Genomic DNA, 15,079 nt, shown 5'->3' with positions numbered 1-15,079 from the left:
TATATGTGCTTGGATGGATGGGCTGGTGGGCAAATGCTTGGAAGCTCCTCGCAAAATTAATTCAGTTTTTTTGATTTTTTCGGGAACCAATGATCGGTCGGCATACTCTCAAGGGGCGATTGTGCCGTCGTGCAATGCAAGGAGCATGTAGAGATGAACCGTTACCACCCATTGTCGAAGCTGTTGCACTGGCTGATGGCTGTACTGATCCTGGTCGCTTTCGGTATTGGCCTCGCCATGGCAGACGCACCGCTGTCGCCCAAGGTGCTGGCGCAATTCAGTTACCACAAATGGATCGGCATCACCGTACTGGCGCTGGTGGCATTGCGCCTGCTCTGGCGTCTGCTCAAAGGGGTGCCCGCCATGCCGGACAGCATGAAGCCGTGGGAAAAACTGGCGGCCCACCTCGGGCATCTGGGTCTGTATCTGCTGATGATCGGCGTGCCGCTGGTGGGATGGCTGATGAGCTCCGCCAAAGGGGTGCCGGTGGTCTACTTCAAGCTGGTGCGCCTGCCCGACCTGATCGGCCCCGACAAGGCGCTGGGTGAGCAATTGGCGGAAGTGCACGAAACACTGGCCTGGCTGATGGTCGCCTTGATCGTGGTGCATGTGCTGGCCGCCCTGAAACATCATTTTGTGAATCGCGATACGGTGCTGCGTCGCATGCTGCCGTTCGCCAAGGTAGGGGAGTAAGCAATGGGTGCATTACGTTATGGCCTGGCTGGCCTGCTGTTGAGTGCGGGGTTGGCGGCTCAGGCGCAAACGGTGGATCTGGCGAAGAGCCAGCTGAAGTTCACTTTCAAGCAGGAAGAAGTGCCGGTAGAAGGGCAATTCCGCAAGTTTGCGGCGCAGGTCAGCTTTGACCCGGCCAAGCCGGAGGCCGGCAAGGCGGAGGTCAGTGTTGAGCTCTCCTCCGTGGATGGGGGCAGCCCGGATGCCACGGGTGAGCTGGGCAAGAAAAGCTGGTTCGACAGTGCCCACTTCCCGCAAGCCAAATTCAGCGCCAGTGGCTTCAAGGCGCTGGGTGGCGGCAAATTTCAGGCGCCCGGCAAGCTGAGCCTCAAAGGCAAGACTTTGCCGGTGACCGTGACCTTTACCAGCAAGCCGGAAGGCAAGGGCCTGCTGTTGACTGGCAGCACGACGGTCAACCGGCTGGCATTTGCGGTAGGCGATGGTGTCTGGGCAGATACCGATTCGGTGGCGGATGCGGTGCAGGTGCAGTTCAAGCTGTTGGTGAACCCATAAAGACAGGCAAGACCCTGTAGACCGGGCATGTTGCCCGCAACAACATAGAGGCAGGAGAGCATAGCATGATGAAAACCAAACTGATGGTGGCCGCACTGGCCTTGGGCGTGGCTGCAAGCAGCTTTGCAGCGGATACCTATGTGCTGGATTCGACCCACACCTACCCCAGCTTTGAAATCAATCACCTGGGTTATTCCATTACCCGTGGTCGTTTTGACAAAACCGAAGGCAAGATCATGCTGGACATGGCCGCCCGCACCGGCAGCCTGGAGGCCACCATTCAGACCGCATCGTTGAACACCGGTTTTGACAAGCGTGATGCCCACGTGAAGAGCCCGGATTTTTTCAACGTTGAAAAATTCCCGACCATGACGGTGAAGGCCAGCAAGTTCGTGTTTGACGGCGATGCCGTGGTGGCTGCGGAGGGGACGCTGACCCTGCTGGGCGTGACCAAGCCGGTGAAGCTGGATGTCAGCAACTTCAAGTGCGGTGCTCACCCGATGAGCAAGAAGGCGATGTGTGGCGCCGAAGTGCGCACCACCATCAAGCGCTCGGATTTCGGCATGACCACCTTCCTGCCTGCCATTGGCGATGAAGTGAAGATCATGGTGCAGGTGGAAGCCAGCAAGTCGTAAGCGCTGCACACCGTACAGACCCGAATGAACCCACCTGAGGCCATGGCCAGAGGTGGGTTTTTCCATTCAGGGCATGATATGCAAATTCTTGTTTCCCCGCTTTTATTTGGATTGTGTTACACGCAGAGACGAGTTATAAGTGAAGTCTGGATACAATCAACGCTGAATAAGGGTCGGGGCTGACGGTGCCATGCGGGCCGTCGCTGATACCGGGGAAGGTGCAGGGCATGCTGGATTTGTTGGTGTCGCGTTTGCTGGGTGGCGGCAAGTCGCGCAAAGAGCTGGAGGCGCTGGAAGGCGCAACCACCATGCTGGCGGGCTATGCCGCCAAAGATTTCAACGCGGCTTTCGCCACGATGGTGCAGGCACTGCGCCAGATCGACAATCAAGAGCGCAGCAACCCGAAAAAGCGGGCCAAGGCCTTCCTGTATGCCGAGGATACCTCCCGCCGTTACTATCACCAGTTGCTGGCCCAGCTGGTTCGCCTGCTGGAGCGGCAGGAGCTGTCTGCACATAACCTCTATCATATGGTGCTGGGCTATCAGGATGCCTTGATCACCTGTTATCAGTCGCTGCTGAGCGCAGATAGTGCGCTGGAGCGTTCGCTGGGCAAGGGCGTCGCCCCCCAGATTTTCTGCCGCACCCTGGCGCTGATTGCGGATTCAGCCATGGTGCGCATGCTGCGTTACGAGGCGCTGGAAACCGCACAGTGGGGGCAGGTCAATCGACTCTACGCCCAAGCGGAGCAATTAGGGCTGCAGCGCGTTGCTGTTGCCCCTTATGGTGGCAAAGAAGGTGAGCGGAGCATTGAGCAGGAATTCCTGCGCATGCAGCTGCTCTACCTGTCCCAGCCGGAATGCCTGACCCCACTGCAGATTGCCACCCTGAATGACTGGCTGCAACGTAACCTGACCGTGATGCAGGTGGACATGGAGCTGGCACCAGAGGCACAAAGCTTTGTGCTGGGGCTGGAAGGCTTCCGTCCACCCACCCAGCTCAAGAAGCGTGAAGAGGGCGCAGACAAGCGCTACCTGAATACCCGCCCGCTGATTGCCCGTGCTCAGAACATGGTCAAGCAGCTGCAGCAGGGGCAGGATTGCAAGGCATTGTCCTTGCCCACCGCCATGACCCCGCGCGATGCACTGGCCATGTTTGACCGCGTCAGCCGCTGCTGGTCACGCAGCCACTATCCGAAACGCCGGGACGAACGGCAAGCCACACCCGAGCTGGTGCTGCTGTACCAAGGCGTGCCTACCATTCTGGAAACGATCAAGTCGCCGCCAGAGCCCAGCCAGAGTCAGGCCTCGTTCAGCACCCGTGTCCACAGCCGCGCCGGTGTCAGTACGGTGATGGTGGATGAAAGCATGCTGTCGGATACCGCTTCCTCCAGCATGTGGCTACTGGAAGACATCAGCAGCCAGGGCATTGGCCTGCGTCAGCATAATACGGTGGCCAAGCGCCCGGTGATCAACGATCTGCTGGCTGTCCGCTACCAGCAAAAACTGCGCATTGGCGTGGTTCGACGCATCGCCATGGAAGACGGCCGCCAGTACATTGGCGTCGAGATCGTGGCCGAAGAGCCGCAAATGGTGCAACTGCGCAGCGTTAGCGGCGTCACGCTGGAGGCCATCTTTGCCGTGGGGCAGGATGAAGGCCAGCGCTTCCGTACCTTGCTGCTGCCCAGCCAGTTCGAGCCGCGCCCGGACCCTTACACCCTGCTCTACAAGGGGCGCGAATATCAGGTCACCCTGTCGGCCGATGTCCGCTTTTACAGCGGTGGCAACCTGTTCCCCTTCTCGGTGGTGGAGCAGAAGGCCGCCTGATTCAGCCCCGCCCTGCCTGCAGCCGCGCTACAATCAGGCTTTGCAGACAAGGAGGCGGGCATGCTGGATTGGGTGCTGGTAGGGGCATTGCTGCTGGGGATGGCCGGCCTGGGCTGGCAGCTCACCCGCCTGTTGCGCTCGCAGCAGCAGGCCATTACCCCGGAGCAACTCGAGCAGCGCCACCGCGACATGCTGCGTGACCTGCATCAAGGCCTGCAGCAGCAAGCCGAGCGTACGGCGCATGCCCTGCAAGATGCCAGCGAACGCCAGCAGCGTGCGTTGCTCGATACTGGTGAGCGCCTGCGGCAAATGGTGGCGGGCAGCGGTGAAACCCTGCGCCAGGCGGTATCGACCGAGCTGCTGCAAACCCGGCAGGCCCTCACCCAACTGCAGCACAACCAGCAAGAACGACTGGGGCAGAACCAGGAAATGCTGCAGCGTGAGCTGGGCCAGCTTACCGTCAACCTGCAGCAGCGGCTGGATGCCCTGCGTACCGAGCTGCTGGAAAAAGTCAGCACCACTCTCAGCGGACAAGGCAAGCAGGCACAGGACACCTTGCTGGCGACATTGCAGCACGTCAGCCAATCCCTCACCCAGACCATCGACAAACTCAATCAGACCGTTGGCGAGCGGCTGGAGCAGATTTCCGGCAAGGTCAGCGAGCGGCTGGACGAAGGCTTCAAGAAAACCAATGAAACCTTTGTCAACGTGATGGCCCGGCTCGCCACCATCGACGAAGCGCAAAAGAAGATCGACGGCCTCGCCAGCAATGTGGTCAGCCTGCAGGAGCTGCTGGGGGACAAGCGCTCACGGGGCGCGTTTGGCGAAGTGCAGCTGGAGCATCTGGTGCGCAATGTGTTGCCGGAAGCGGTATTTGGCTTCCAGGTCACGCTCTCTTCAGGCGTGCGGGCCGACTGCGTGCTGGAGCTGCCACCGCCGACTGGGCGAGTGGCGGTGGACGCCAAGTTCCCGCTGGAAAACTACCGCCGCATGTTCGACGCCGCCGAAGAAGGCGAGCGCAAGCTGGCCCGCAGCCAGTTTGTCCGTGATGTGAAAAAGCACATCGACGACATTGCCAGCAAATACATCCTGCCCGGTGAAACCGCCGATGGCGCGGTGATGTTTGTGCCCGCCGAGGCCGTGTTTGCCGAAGTGCACGCCTACCACGACGACGTGGTGGCCTACGCCCAGCAAAAGCGGGTATGGATTGTTTCCCCCACCACCTTGATGGCGGTGCTCAATACCGCCCGCGCCGTGCTGCGTGATGCCCAGATGCGCGAACAGCTGCACGTGATGCAGCATGAGCTGGTCAAACTGGCCGAAGAATTTGGCCGCTTCGACAAACGCATGCAAAACCTCGCCACCCACATTGGGCAGGCGCATCGTGATGTACAGGAAGTGCACATCACCAGCCAGAAAATCAGCAAACGCTTCGCCGCCATCGAGCATGTGCAGCTGGAGGGGGATGAGCTGCCGGAGCTGGAGGAGTAGGCATATAGCTTATGTTATCGAGCTAAAAATCTAAATCTAATTGTGGATCATTGTTTGATGTTAATTGCTGCTGAACGGTTGCTGAAATTAAATTTTCCCAAGGCCATTGAGCAGTCTGGTATTTTCTGTAGAACAATAATTGCCTATCTACATTTAAAACCCATTCTTTGTCACGATCATAAGTGACGACCAATCCTCGTCCGTGATTGTCAACTTGAAGACTATCTATTTTTGATAGAATTGTTTTCAAATTTGACTTTTGTATTCTAGGTTGCCGTTTAATGGAATTTTCGTATATATAATCAACGGGGATTCCGCTCATATGGAGTTTATCAGGGGCTTTGATAATTGCCTCCATGGCGTGAGCATATATGCCGGTCGAATCATTCCTATGCCTAATACCTTTGGCAACCCTTTCTCCAAATGTTAGGTAAACTGCATTTAGTTGCTCGGCTACATGCATTGCCGCATCTTTGTATTTAGAGGTGTCCTCAAGTCTTTTGGAGTGCGGTTGGGTCTGAGTGATTTTGAATTCGTCAAGGGTTTTTAAAAGCAAGATTTGGAGTAGACCCGCATTTCCAAAAGCATCACCAACTAATGATGTTTGTATTTTCTTTGAAATTTGAATATTTAATGACCTAGATCCGTTTTCGATAATAGAGAACAACTCTTCGATAGACCATTCTATGGAAATTTCTTCTAGCCTTCCGCTCAGGTCAGTGTTCAAGCTTACAAACATGTTGGCGTCTCCCCAGACGCCTACTATTGTTGCAAAGCAATTTAGATCCCATAAGGCTTTTAAGTCAAAAGATAAGGCTTCTCTTTGCTCAGTTGAGAGATAATGAACATCTTCAATGATCAGTCTTCTGCCAGATTTGACTATTTCTTTCGCAACCAACTGCAAGTTATTAACGTCTAGTCCAACCGCCTCGGTCTTTCTTGAGGACTCAGTCTGGGTATCTATCGTGGCTTTTGCGGAGAGTTTGCCTATAAGGTCGTTGCCTGCGGTGATACTCCCTTCTTTTTGTTCTTTTGATCCATGCCTGATTATTGATTCTTTTGGAAGTTCAATGCCTAATTGAGCTAGTGCTGTCTCATATATATTGATGTTGGTGAATCCGTGCCTGCATTGAACAACTAAGGCATTAGGTGTCACTTTTTGGCGAAGCCATGACTTCCCGCATTTTGATGGTCCTCGAATCGCTACGTGAATATTTCTCTTGGTCAGGAGTGTAAGTATGCCATCAAGGCTTCCGCGATCCACGTATGAATCTGGAAGAATCAAGCTTGACATTCCAAAGACATCTTGTGTGCGTTTCATTGCGGCCCCGAAAGATGTTGTTTTGCTGTGCTTATAAGAAAGCACATGCCATGACAATTTAGTTAGAAAATTTCTGTCGAGTATGTGGATGTTTCGTATTTAATCAACTGTAGTCTCAGTACGCAACAGCCGAATGTGAGCTATCGCGTGATGTGACATGATGCTATCCCCAAAAAAAGACCCGCCTTGGCGGCGGGTTTCAGGGGGAATGAGGAGACACAAGCCTACTCAGGTTTGGGTATAGCTCCCCCGGTATGGGAATGCAAGGCCGAAATTTGGCTTAGTCGGTACCGGCTGTACCATCGGGCAGGGTGGCGCGTGCTTTGCTGCGTTTGCGCCACCACAGGCAAGCGACCGCTACCAGCAGTACGGCGAGAACCAGCAGGATGCCGCGCTGCCCAGCATGGACTTGCTCCATCAGCCAGGCGCGGTTGTCGGCGCCGTAGTAGCCGAGGTAGACCCAGATCGGCACGCTGATGAGCGCGGCAAAGCCGTCTGCCGCAATAAAGCGCCAGAAGGAAATGCGGCGGGTCATGCCGGCGGTGAGGAAGATGGGGGAGCGCAAGCCCGGCAGGAAGCGGGCGACAAACATCACCCGGTTGCCATACTTGTGGAATTTGTCCTGTACGGCCTCGTAGCGTTCCGGTGTCAGATAGCGGGCCACGATGCGGAAGCGGCGCACGCGTTCGCCATAGATGCGGCCGACCACGAACATGATGGTGTCACCTGCCAGTACGCCAGCCAGCCCGACCAGAAACATGATGTGCACATTGGCCATGTCCAAACCGGCCATCACCCCACCGGCAACCAGCGAGATGTCTTCCGGGATCGGCACCCCGAAGCCGCACAGCAGCAGCACGGAAAACACCGCGATATAAGCAAAGTAAGGGTGAGAGCTGACGCCAGAAAACAGGTCCAGCAGGGTTTGCAGAATATCCATTCAAGGGTCATGCCGGAACAGTTGATTCCGGCTGCGGTCACAGGTCGGCGTATAATAGCACAGCCGTATGACAGCGCTGTTTTTTGAGGAAACCTGTTGATGTACCGTCCCCTGTTTGCCCGGATTGATACCGCTGCCTTGCAGCACAACCTGCGGCAGGTGCGCGCGCTGGCGCCAGCCAGCAAGGTGCTGGCGGTGTTGAAGGCCGATGCCTATGGCCATGGCGTACAGACCGTGGCAAGCGCACTGCAAGAGGCCGATGCGCTGGGGGTGCTGGAGCTGGAGCAGGCGCTGGCCTTGCGAGCGGCAGGGGAGCGCCGCCCCATCGTGCTGATGGAGGGGTACTTCACCGCAGATGAACTGCCCCTGCTGGCCGAACACCAGCTGACGCCGGTGATTCACAGTACACAGCAGCTGGCCTGGCTGCAGCAGGCCTGGTTGCCGCTGCGGCTGGATGTGTGGGTGAAACTGAACTCCGGCATGAACCGGCTGGGGTTTCCGCCGGGGCCATACCGTGAGGTGGTGCAGCAGTTGTCCCGCTGGCCGCAGGTGGGCCGGGTCACGCTGATGAGCCATTTTGCAACGGCGGACGAAACGGACGGGGTGGCGGCCCAGCTGGTGACCTTCCTGATGGAAACCGAGGGTATGCAGCTGCCGGTGAGCCTGGCCAATTCGGCTGCCATCCTTGCACATCCGGACACCCATGCAGACTGGGTACGGCCCGGCATCATGCTGTATGGCGCACGCTCCGGAGCTGCTTCTGCGGCCAGCCAGGGCTTGCGGCCAGTGATGAGCCTGCTCAGTCGGCTGATTGCCGTGCAGCATGTTGAGCCCGGCGGCAGCATTGGCTATGGCGCAACCGTGGTGGCGGAGTACCCGATGCGCATTGGTGTGGTGGCGTGCGGCTATGCCGATGGCTACCCGCGCCATGCCCCCACGGGTACGCCAGTGCTGGTGGGGGGGCGTCGCTGCCAGCTGGTGGGCCGGGTGTCGATGGACATGCTGACGGTGGACCTGAGCGGCTGCCCGGACGCCGATGTGGGCACTGAGGTCGAGCTGTGGGGGACGCAGTTGCCGGTGGATGAGGTGGCGGTGGCGGCAGGCACCCTGGGCTATGAGCTGCTCACCGCGGTGTCTGCCCGGGTGCCGCGCTGCCCGGTCTAGGGGTGCGTTCCTGTTTGAAACTTACTGCCCGGGTGCCGGGTCTTCTACCGTGAGCTTGTTGCCACATTCACGCAGCATGCTCTGGATGGAGGTAAAACCAACCGATGGTCCGGTCTGCTCCAGATACAATACCATCACCCCGTCGTTCTTGGTGTTGCCCAGGGTGACGGTGTAGCCCTGGTAGGACTTGCCAGAGCGAAAGCCGCTGACCTTGCGCACCGTGAACTTGCTGCCGACCTTGAATTTACGGTCGCTGCTGCTGGCCTGAAAGCGCGGCGCCTGTCCGGCAACCGGGCGCTCGGGGGCGGAGCCGAGATAGCAGTTGTTGTTTTCGTTGCGCCCCAGGATGGTGAAGGCGAGGTCCGCCTTGATCTCCACCGGCAGGGTCAGTACCAGCTTGCTCTTGGGCGGCAGGTCGATCAGATTGTTGCGCAGGTCTACGGCCAGCGTGGGCAGGCTGGTGAGCATCAGCAACAGGGCTGGCAGGCGCATGGCAACTCCGTTCAGGCAAGGACTGCCTGCATTGTAGCACCGTGCAGCACCGGCTGCGGTGTGGTGCAGCCCTCCAGCAGCCGTCCCAGCCGGTCAAACACCATGTCATTGCAGTGGGCAATGTTAAAGCGCATGAAGCGATTGGCATTGCTGGCCACACTCATCAGGTTACCCGGCGCCAGTACGATGTGGGATTGCAGCGCGCTGGCCGCCAGATCGCAGGCATTCACCCCCGGTGGCAGGCTGGCCCAGATGAACATGCCGCCTGCGGGCTCGGCCACGGCCTCACAGCCCAGCCGTGCCAGCGCAGGCCGTACCCGCGACATCGCCTGCGCCAGCTTGCCGCGCACCCGGTCCACATGCTTGCGGTAGAAGCCTTCGGTCAGCAGCTGGTAGACCACTTGCTCGACGCCTTCCGAACTGGTGATGCCAGTCAGCAGCTTGAGGTCGGCCAGCTCCTGGATCAGGTCACGCTGGGCGGTGATGAAACCGACCCGGAAATTGGCCGACAACGTTTTGGAGAAGCTGCCAACGTAAATGACCCGCTGCAGCTGGTCCAGCGCGGCCAGCCGCGAGCTGGGCTCATTAAGCAGGTCGGCGTAGATATCGTCTTCGATGATGTAGAAATCATGCGCATGCGCCAGATTCAGCAGCTTGAACGCGACGCCGGGGCTGATATTGGTCCCCATCGGGTTTTGCAGCACACTGTTGGTCAGGTAGATGCGCGGGCGGTGCTCCAGCACCAGACGCTCCAGTACCTGCAGGTCTGGCCCTTGTGGGGTGCGCGGTACCGGCAGCAAGGTCACGCCGTGCAGTTTGAGGTTGCCACGGAAATTGAAGTAGCTGGGGTCGTCCAGCAGTGCTGTATCGCCGGGGCGCAGAAAGTAGCGCAGGATCAGGTCGATGGCTGGCATCGCGCCTGCGGTGAGCAGAATCTGCGAGGGGCGGGCGTCGATATTGATGTCAGCCAGCTTCTGCTGCAATTGCTGCCGCAGCGGCAAATAGCCTGCCGGCAGGCCGTAGCAGGTGGGGCGCAGCATCGGCGTGCGTGACAAGGTGCGCAGTGCGCGGCGGATGTCTTCGGTCATCAGCCAGTCGGTTGGCAGCCAGCCGCAGCCCGCTTTCAGCATGTCGTTATCAGACAGCAGCATTTGCCGCATCAGCCACACGGTATCCACTGCACGTTCTACCGGAGATTCGGCTTCCGGCTGCTGCACCGGCTTGCTGCGGTGAGCCACAAAAAACCCCGCACCACGGCGGGAATCCAGATAGCCACGCGCCACCAGCCGGTCGTAGGCCTCGACTACGGTGAATTTGCTCACTGTCAGCGATTGCGCCAGCTGCCGGATCGACGGCAGCCGCATGCCGGCATGCCAGGTCTTCTGGTCGATATTGCGGGTGATCTGGTCCACGATCTGCTCGACCAGAGGCGTATCACGCTCGGAGCTGACTTCAGGCAGGGCAAACATTGGCAGGGTCACTTTACCGGTACAGTTAACCTTGATTGTAGGCCAACTGTACCTGACACCGTCAAGTTGCTTTCACCTACCATGAAGCCAAATGTACCTCGAAGGCAGGCGCCATGCAGACGTTTCATACTTACGATGTGTTTACCGACCGACGTTTTGGCGGCAATCCGCTGGCGGTGGTGTCTGCTGCCGACGGGCTGGATGAGGCCACCATGCAGCAGATTGCCCGTGAGTTCAATTACTCGGAAACCGTGTTCTTGCAAGCCGCCACGGAAGCGGGCTGCGCCTGGTGTTTGCGCATTTTCACCCCCAGCCTGGAAATGCGCTTTGCGGGACACCCCACTATTGGGGCCGCCCTGCACCTGGCCTGGCAAGGGCTGTTAGGGACTCTGGAGGACGGGGCTACCCGTACCTTGCAGACGATGGCAGGGCCTGTACCGGTACAGTTCTCGGTTCAGAACGGACAGGTGCAGTCCGCACGGCTGACGGCACCCGAGGTGCCGACGGTGCTGCCGGTCTCGCTGACACCCGCACAATTGGCTGAACTGCTGGCACTGGATGAGGGGGATTTCCCGCCGGGCGTGGCGCCGGTCATGGTGTCCTGTGGCATGCCTTACCTGCTGGTGGCCTTGAGCAGCCGCGAGGCCTTGTCACGCCTGCGCTTGCAGGCCGATGCCTGGCATCGGTATTACGATCCGGCATGGCGCAAGCTGTTTGCGTTTGCGCCGGATGGGGTGCTGGGCTATGTCCCGCAGCAGGATGGGGTCTACGCGGCACGAATGATGTGGATGGAACGGGATGTGCCTATGGAAGACCCCGCCACCGGTGGGGCTGCGTCCAGCTTGGCCGGCTGGCTGGCAAGCCAGCAGGAGGTAGCGGACGGTGAATGGCGCTGGACCTTGCATCAGGGCGAGGACATGGGCCGCTTCAGCGTGCTGCACCTGACCGGACGAAAACAACAGGGCAGGGTGTTGCCGCCGATGGTGGGTGGCGGAGCGGTGCCGATCATGCAGGGGCAATTACGATGAGTACACAACAACCATCCACCCAAGGCTGGGGTGGTATGGGCTGGGGTCTGCTGGGGGTGATCGGCTTTGCCGGTTCATTGCCGATGACCAAGCTGGCGGTGGTGGACCTGAATCCGTGGTTCATCAGTCTCGGGCGTGCGCTGGTTGCAGCGGTGCTGTCCATCCTGTTGCTGTTGTGGCATCGCAGCCGCTGGCCACAGGGCCGCGAATGGGGATGGCTGGCCGGAGTGGTGATCGGTGTGGTGCTGGGTTTTCCGGTGTTCTCTACACTGGCGCTGCAATATGTGACCTCATCGCAGGCTTCGGTCATCAATGGCACCTTGCCACTGGCGACGGCGGTCCTTGCGGCTTGGCTGACCGGAGAGCGTCCGCGCAGGGCGTTCTGGTGGTGGTCGATTCTGGGGAGTGGTCTGGTGGTCGGCTTTGCCCTGTGGCGTAGCGCGCACAGTGGTGCGGGTTGGCGTTTGAGCTGGGGGGATGGCCTGATGTTGCTGGCGGTCGGGATCGGTGCACTGGGCTATGTGGCAGGTGGCCGGGTGGCGCGCACGCTGGGGAGTTGGCAAACCATTTGCTGGGCGCTGGTGATGTCATTACCCTTTCTGTTGTGGCCGGTATGGTATACCCGCCCGTTGCACGCCGTGTCCGGTGTGGCCTGGGGCGGCTTCGCCTATGTCAGCCTGATCAGCATGTTCCTTGCGTTTTTTGCCTGGTATCGTGGTCTGGCGGTGGGGGGTATTGCCCGGGTGGGGCAGGTACAGTTGTTACAGCCTTTCTTCAGCTTGCTGCTGGCGGCGTTGATGTTAAGGGAGCATGTGCCGCCGGTGATGTGGCTGGTGGCGCTGGCGGTGGTGGTGTGTGTGGCGCTGGGGCGCCGCTCCGCCTGACGGGGTGTGGGGTTGTCACACAAGGCTTGGGAGAGTACGGATGCAGATGCATGATATTCCGTTTGGTGTAACAGACTGGTCCGCTATCGAGGAAACCCGGCATCCGGGCGAACAAGGCGAGGCCTGGTGGAAAACCTGCCGCTTCGGTGAGATCCGGGTGCGCATGGTGCGCTATACCCCCGGCTATCTGGCCGACCACTGGTGCAGCAAGGGGCATATCCTGCTGTGTCTGCAGGGCGAGCTGGAAACCGAGCTGGAGGACGGCCGCCGGTTTGTGCTGCGCCCCGGCATGAGCTATCAGGTGGCCGACCAGGCAGAAGCGCACCGCTCCAGTACGGCGGTGGGTGCGACCTTGTTTATTGTGGATTGAGCCCCATATGCACTATGTTGTCGAGCAAGATGGCTTGTTGCTGAGTACAGACCCCGCGCAGCTTGACCGGGCCTGGCTCTTCCATGAATTGTCCGAAGAGGCTTACTGGTCACCGGGGCTGCCTGCTGAACGGTTTGACAGCATGCTGCAGCACTCGCTCTGCTTTGGCCTGTATCGCAATGGTGTGCAGCTGGGCTTTGCCCGTGCAGTTACCGATTACGCCACCTTTGCCTACCTGGCCGACGTGGTGGTGAGGGCCGAGTGTCGAGGGCAAGGGCTTGGGCAATGGATGATGCAGGGGGTTCTGGCCCATCCACGGCTGCAACAGCTACGCCGCATGATGTTGGTCACACGCGATGCGCACACGCTGTATCGGCGCTTTGGTTTTGAGGCGACAGCCGCACCCGCCAATGTCATGGAAAAGCGTGACCTGAGCCTTTATCGACAAGCGTGATCAATAATGCTGCCCGCTTGCCGTACAATTGATCCTTCCATGCCGCATCTGATCAGGAGCCTTGCATGTACCCGCAGTCCAATACCGCTTCCCAACATGCCATCGTGGCCGATTTCCGCAGTGATACCGTCACCCGGCCCGGAGCGACTTTGCGCAAGGTCATGCACGATGCGGAGGTGGGGGATGATGTCTTCCACGATGATCCCGCTGTCAACCGGCTGGAGGCGTTTGCTGCCGACATGCTGGGTTTTGAGTCTGCCCTGTTTGCCCCCTCGGGAACGCAAACCAACCTGATCGGCCTGCTGACACACTGCCAGCGCGGCGACGAGTATCTGGTGGGGCAGGAAGCGCACACCTATCGTTACGAAGGCGGCGGTGCTGCGGTGCTGGGCAGCATCCAGCCGCAGCCCATTCTCAATCAGCCGGATGGCACACTGGCGCTGGCGGACATCGCGGCCGCCATCAAACCGGATGATTACCACTTTGCCCGCAGCCGCCTGCTGGCACTGGAAAATACTATCGGCGGGCGGGTGTTGCCGATGTCTTATCTGGCCGAGGTGGAGGCGCTGGCGCGGCAACGTCGCCTGTCCCTGCATCTGGATGGCGCGCGCCTGTTCAATGCATCGGTGAAGCTGGGTGTGCCTGCTGCCGAGATTGCCGGGCATTTCGACTCGGTGTCGATCTGCCTCTCCAAAGGACTGGGGGCGCCGGTGGGTTCCCTGTTGCTGGGGTCGCGTGACTTTATTGGCGAGGCCCGTCGCTGGCGTAAGATGCTGGGCGGTGGCATGCGGCAAGCGGGCATCCTGGCGGCGGCGGGTGAATATGTGCTGCGACACCATGTCGAACGCCTGAGTGAGGATCACTACCACGCTGAGCGGCTGGCCGAAGGTTTGGGCAGCCTGTCTGGCCTGCAGGTGACGCCACCGCAAACCAATATTGTCTTCGTGCGGGTGCCTCCGGCAGTGGCCGAAGCGTTTGCCTCTCATCTGCTGCAGCATGGCATCCTGATTACCGGTACCACCTTGCAACGCTGGGTGACCCATCTGGATGTGGACCGCAGCCAGGTGGATGCGGCCATTCGCATTGCCCGCCAGTTTTTTGAATCCCGGGCCTGAGCCTGAATTGTTTGTTGAGGTTGTTTGATGACTGCATCCCGTATTGTGTCCCACCTGGCTGAAGCGCATGCGCTATTGACCCAGGTACTGGAAGACCCCGCCTTCATCCGCTCGGTGGAGCAAGCGGGCGACCTGCTGGTGGACTGCTTCCGCGCCGGTGGCAAGGTGATTGCCTGCGGTAACGGCGGCTCGCATTGTGATGCCATGCACTTTGCCGAAGAGCTGAGCGGGCGCTACCGGGATAATCGACCAGGCCTGCCCGCCATGGCGATATCGGATGTGTCACACATTACCTGCGTGGGCAATGATTACGGCTTTGAGCACATTTTTTCGCGACATGTCGAGGCGTTTGGCCGCGCGGGGGATGTGCTGCTGGCGATCACTACCAGCGGCAATTCAGCCAATGTGCTGCGGGCGGTGGAGGCCGCACAGGCCCGCGGGATGCGGGTAATCGGCCTGCTGGGCAAGGATGGCGGCAAGCTGAAGGGGCGTTGCGATGTAGAAGTCATCGTGCCGCACTTTGGCTATGCGGATCGCACCCAGGAGATCCATATCAAGGTCATTCACAGTCTGATCGACTGGGTTGAGCACGGTATGGACTATAGTCAATAGCAGACAGCTGCACCGGTAATCCCTCAGGGGTGGGAA

Annotated in this window: 16 protein-coding genes; 12 read left to right on the top strand and 4 right to left on the bottom strand. The window is 59.3% G+C overall.

Annotation, left to right across the window (positions count from 1 at the left end; translation table 11 throughout):
* Window positions 1-153 precede the first annotated feature (153 nt).
* The 5 genes from HF682_RS05940 to HF682_RS05920 all read left to right on the top strand — a co-directional run bounded on the left by HF682_RS05940 (window position 154) and on the right by HF682_RS05920 (window position 5,194).
* Window positions 154-693 carry a cytochrome b gene (locus tag HF682_RS05940; protein ID WP_168876291.1) on the top strand — a complete coding sequence of 180 codons (540 nt, stop codon included), beginning with the start codon at window positions 154-156 and terminating at the stop codon, window positions 691-693.
* Window positions 694-696: 3 nt separating this feature from the next.
* Window positions 697-1,245: a YceI family protein gene (locus HF682_RS05935; protein WP_168876290.1), complete on the top strand. Its 549-nt coding sequence runs from the start codon at window positions 697-699 to the stop codon at window positions 1,243-1,245.
* 65 nt (window positions 1,246-1,310) lie between these two features.
* The gene (locus HF682_RS05930; RefSeq protein WP_240947060.1) at window positions 1,311-1,880 is read left to right on the top strand and encodes a YceI family protein; all 570 of its coding nucleotides are present in this window, start codon (window positions 1,311-1,313) and stop codon (window positions 1,878-1,880) included.
* A gap of 227 nt (window positions 1,881-2,107) precedes the next feature.
* Window positions 2,108-3,703 carry a cyclic-di-GMP receptor FimW-related protein gene (locus HF682_RS05925; RefSeq protein ID WP_168876289.1) on the top strand — a complete coding sequence of 532 codons (1,596 nt, stop codon included), beginning with the start codon at window positions 2,108-2,110 and terminating at the stop codon, window positions 3,701-3,703.
* A gap of 60 nt (window positions 3,704-3,763) precedes the next feature.
* Complete coding sequence (locus HF682_RS05920) at window positions 3,764-5,194, top strand: DNA recombination protein RmuC (RefSeq protein ID WP_168876288.1); 1,431 nt, start codon at window positions 3,764-3,766, stop codon at window positions 5,192-5,194.
* 22 nt (window positions 5,195-5,216) lie between these two features.
* Here the strand turns inward: HF682_RS05920 and HF682_RS05915 are convergent, their stop codons facing one another.
* Window positions 5,217-6,515 (bottom strand): hypothetical protein, encoded by a 1,299-nt coding sequence (locus HF682_RS05915; RefSeq protein ID WP_168876287.1) that lies wholly within the window; start codon window positions 6,513-6,515, stop codon window positions 5,217-5,219.
* A 280-nt stretch (window positions 6,516-6,795) separates the two neighbouring features.
* A complete protein-coding gene (locus tag HF682_RS05910) occupies window positions 6,796-7,455 on the bottom strand; it encodes a DedA family protein (RefSeq protein ID WP_168876286.1) in 660 nt (219 codons plus the stop codon).
* A 99-nt stretch (window positions 7,456-7,554) separates the two neighbouring features.
* Here HF682_RS05910 and alr point away from each other — a divergent pair, with 99 nt between their 5' ends.
* Window positions 7,555-8,619 carry an alanine racemase gene (gene alr / locus HF682_RS05905; RefSeq protein WP_168876285.1) on the top strand — a complete coding sequence of 355 codons (1,065 nt, stop codon included), beginning with the start codon at window positions 7,555-7,557 and terminating at the stop codon, window positions 8,617-8,619.
* Window positions 8,620-8,640: 21 nt separating this feature from the next.
* On the opposite strand, the gene HF682_RS05900 is transcribed toward alr, so the two are convergent.
* Together HF682_RS05900 and HF682_RS05895 are read right to left on the bottom strand one after the other, a co-directional pair.
* A complete protein-coding gene (locus HF682_RS05900) occupies window positions 8,641-9,111 on the bottom strand; it encodes a hypothetical protein (RefSeq protein ID WP_168876284.1) in 471 nt (156 codons plus the stop codon).
* Between the two features lie 11 nt (window positions 9,112-9,122).
* Window positions 9,123-10,580, bottom strand: coding sequence for an aminotransferase-like domain-containing protein (locus HF682_RS05895; protein WP_168876283.1), 1,458 nt, complete (start codon window positions 10,578-10,580; stop codon window positions 9,123-9,125).
* Between the two features lie 113 nt (window positions 10,581-10,693).
* Here HF682_RS05895 and HF682_RS05890 point away from each other — a divergent pair, with 113 nt between their 5' ends.
* The 6 genes from HF682_RS05890 (at window position 10,694) to lpcA (ending at window position 15,043) form a co-directional block, all read left to right on the top strand.
* Window positions 10,694-11,608 carry a PhzF family phenazine biosynthesis protein gene (locus tag HF682_RS05890; protein WP_168876282.1) on the top strand — a complete coding sequence of 305 codons (915 nt, stop codon included), beginning with the start codon at window positions 10,694-10,696 and terminating at the stop codon, window positions 11,606-11,608.
* Window positions 11,605-12,492 carry a DMT family transporter gene (locus HF682_RS05885; RefSeq protein ID WP_168876281.1) on the top strand — a complete coding sequence of 296 codons (888 nt, stop codon included), beginning with the start codon at window positions 11,605-11,607 and terminating at the stop codon, window positions 12,490-12,492. The genes HF682_RS05890 and HF682_RS05885 overlap by 4 nt, the downstream gene beginning before the upstream one ends.
* Before the next feature lie 40 nt (window positions 12,493-12,532).
* Window positions 12,533-12,862 (top strand): DHCW motif cupin fold protein, encoded by a 330-nt coding sequence (locus HF682_RS05880; RefSeq protein WP_168876280.1) that lies wholly within the window; start codon window positions 12,533-12,535, stop codon window positions 12,860-12,862.
* A gap of 7 nt (window positions 12,863-12,869) precedes the next feature.
* Window positions 12,870-13,316, top strand: a complete 447-nt coding sequence (locus HF682_RS05875; RefSeq protein WP_168876279.1) for a GNAT family N-acetyltransferase — start codon at window positions 12,870-12,872, stop codon at window positions 13,314-13,316.
* Window positions 13,317-13,381: 65 nt separating this feature from the next.
* Window positions 13,382-14,431, top strand: a complete 1,050-nt coding sequence (gene ltaE, locus HF682_RS05870; RefSeq protein WP_168876278.1) for a low-specificity L-threonine aldolase — start codon at window positions 13,382-13,384, stop codon at window positions 14,429-14,431.
* Between the two features lie 27 nt (window positions 14,432-14,458).
* On the top strand, window positions 14,459-15,043 hold the full coding sequence (gene lpcA / locus HF682_RS05865) for a D-sedoheptulose 7-phosphate isomerase (protein WP_168876277.1): 585 nt from the start codon (window positions 14,459-14,461) through the stop codon (window positions 15,041-15,043).
* Window positions 15,044-15,079: the final 36 nt, after the last annotated feature.

Source organism: Leeia aquatica, assembly GCF_012641365.1.
GTDB lineage: Bacteria > Pseudomonadota > Gammaproteobacteria > Burkholderiales > Leeiaceae > Leeia > Leeia aquatica.
Note: the sequence above shows the minus strand (reverse complement) of the source record. Positions and strands in the feature narration are given on the sequence as shown.

Bases quoted from the DNA above. Each gene is read 5' to 3' on its own strand.
- lpcA (WP_168876277.1), top strand. From the start codon at position 14,459: ATGACTGCATCCCGTATTGTGTCCCACCTGGCTGAAGCGCATGCGCTA.
- ltaE (WP_168876278.1), top strand. From the start codon at position 13,382: ATGTACCCGCAGTCCAATACCGCTTCCCAACATGCCATCGTGGCCGAT.
- HF682_RS05885 (WP_168876281.1), top strand. From the start codon at position 11,605: ATGAGTACACAACAACCATCCACCCAAGGCTGGGGTGGTATGGGCTGG.
- HF682_RS05910 (WP_168876286.1), bottom strand. From the start codon at position 7,455: ATGGATATTCTGCAAACCCTGCTGGACCTGTTTTCTGGCGTCAGCTCT.
- HF682_RS05890 (WP_168876282.1), top strand. From the start codon at position 10,694: ATGCAGACGTTTCATACTTACGATGTGTTTACCGACCGACGTTTTGGC.
- HF682_RS05900 (WP_168876284.1), bottom strand. From the start codon at position 9,111: ATGCGCCTGCCAGCCCTGTTGCTGATGCTCACCAGCCTGCCCACGCTG.
- alr (WP_168876285.1), top strand. From the start codon at position 7,555: ATGTACCGTCCCCTGTTTGCCCGGATTGATACCGCTGCCTTGCAGCAC.
- HF682_RS05915 (WP_168876287.1), bottom strand. From the start codon at position 6,515: ATGAAACGCACACAAGATGTCTTTGGAATGTCAAGCTTGATTCTTCCA.
- HF682_RS05930 (WP_240947060.1), top strand. From the start codon at position 1,311: ATGATGAAAACCAAACTGATGGTGGCCGCACTGGCCTTGGGCGTGGCT.
- HF682_RS05875 (WP_168876279.1), top strand. From the start codon at position 12,870: ATGCACTATGTTGTCGAGCAAGATGGCTTGTTGCTGAGTACAGACCCC.
- HF682_RS05880 (WP_168876280.1), top strand. From the start codon at position 12,533: ATGCAGATGCATGATATTCCGTTTGGTGTAACAGACTGGTCCGCTATC.
- HF682_RS05895 (WP_168876283.1), bottom strand. From the start codon at position 10,580: ATGTTTGCCCTGCCTGAAGTCAGCTCCGAGCGTGATACGCCTCTGGTC.
- HF682_RS05935 (WP_168876290.1), top strand. From the start codon at position 697: ATGGGTGCATTACGTTATGGCCTGGCTGGCCTGCTGTTGAGTGCGGGG.
- HF682_RS05925 (WP_168876289.1), top strand. From the start codon at position 2,108: ATGCTGGATTTGTTGGTGTCGCGTTTGCTGGGTGGCGGCAAGTCGCGC.
- HF682_RS05940 (WP_168876291.1), top strand. From the start codon at position 154: ATGAACCGTTACCACCCATTGTCGAAGCTGTTGCACTGGCTGATGGCT.
- HF682_RS05920 (WP_168876288.1), top strand. From the start codon at position 3,764: ATGCTGGATTGGGTGCTGGTAGGGGCATTGCTGCTGGGGATGGCCGGC.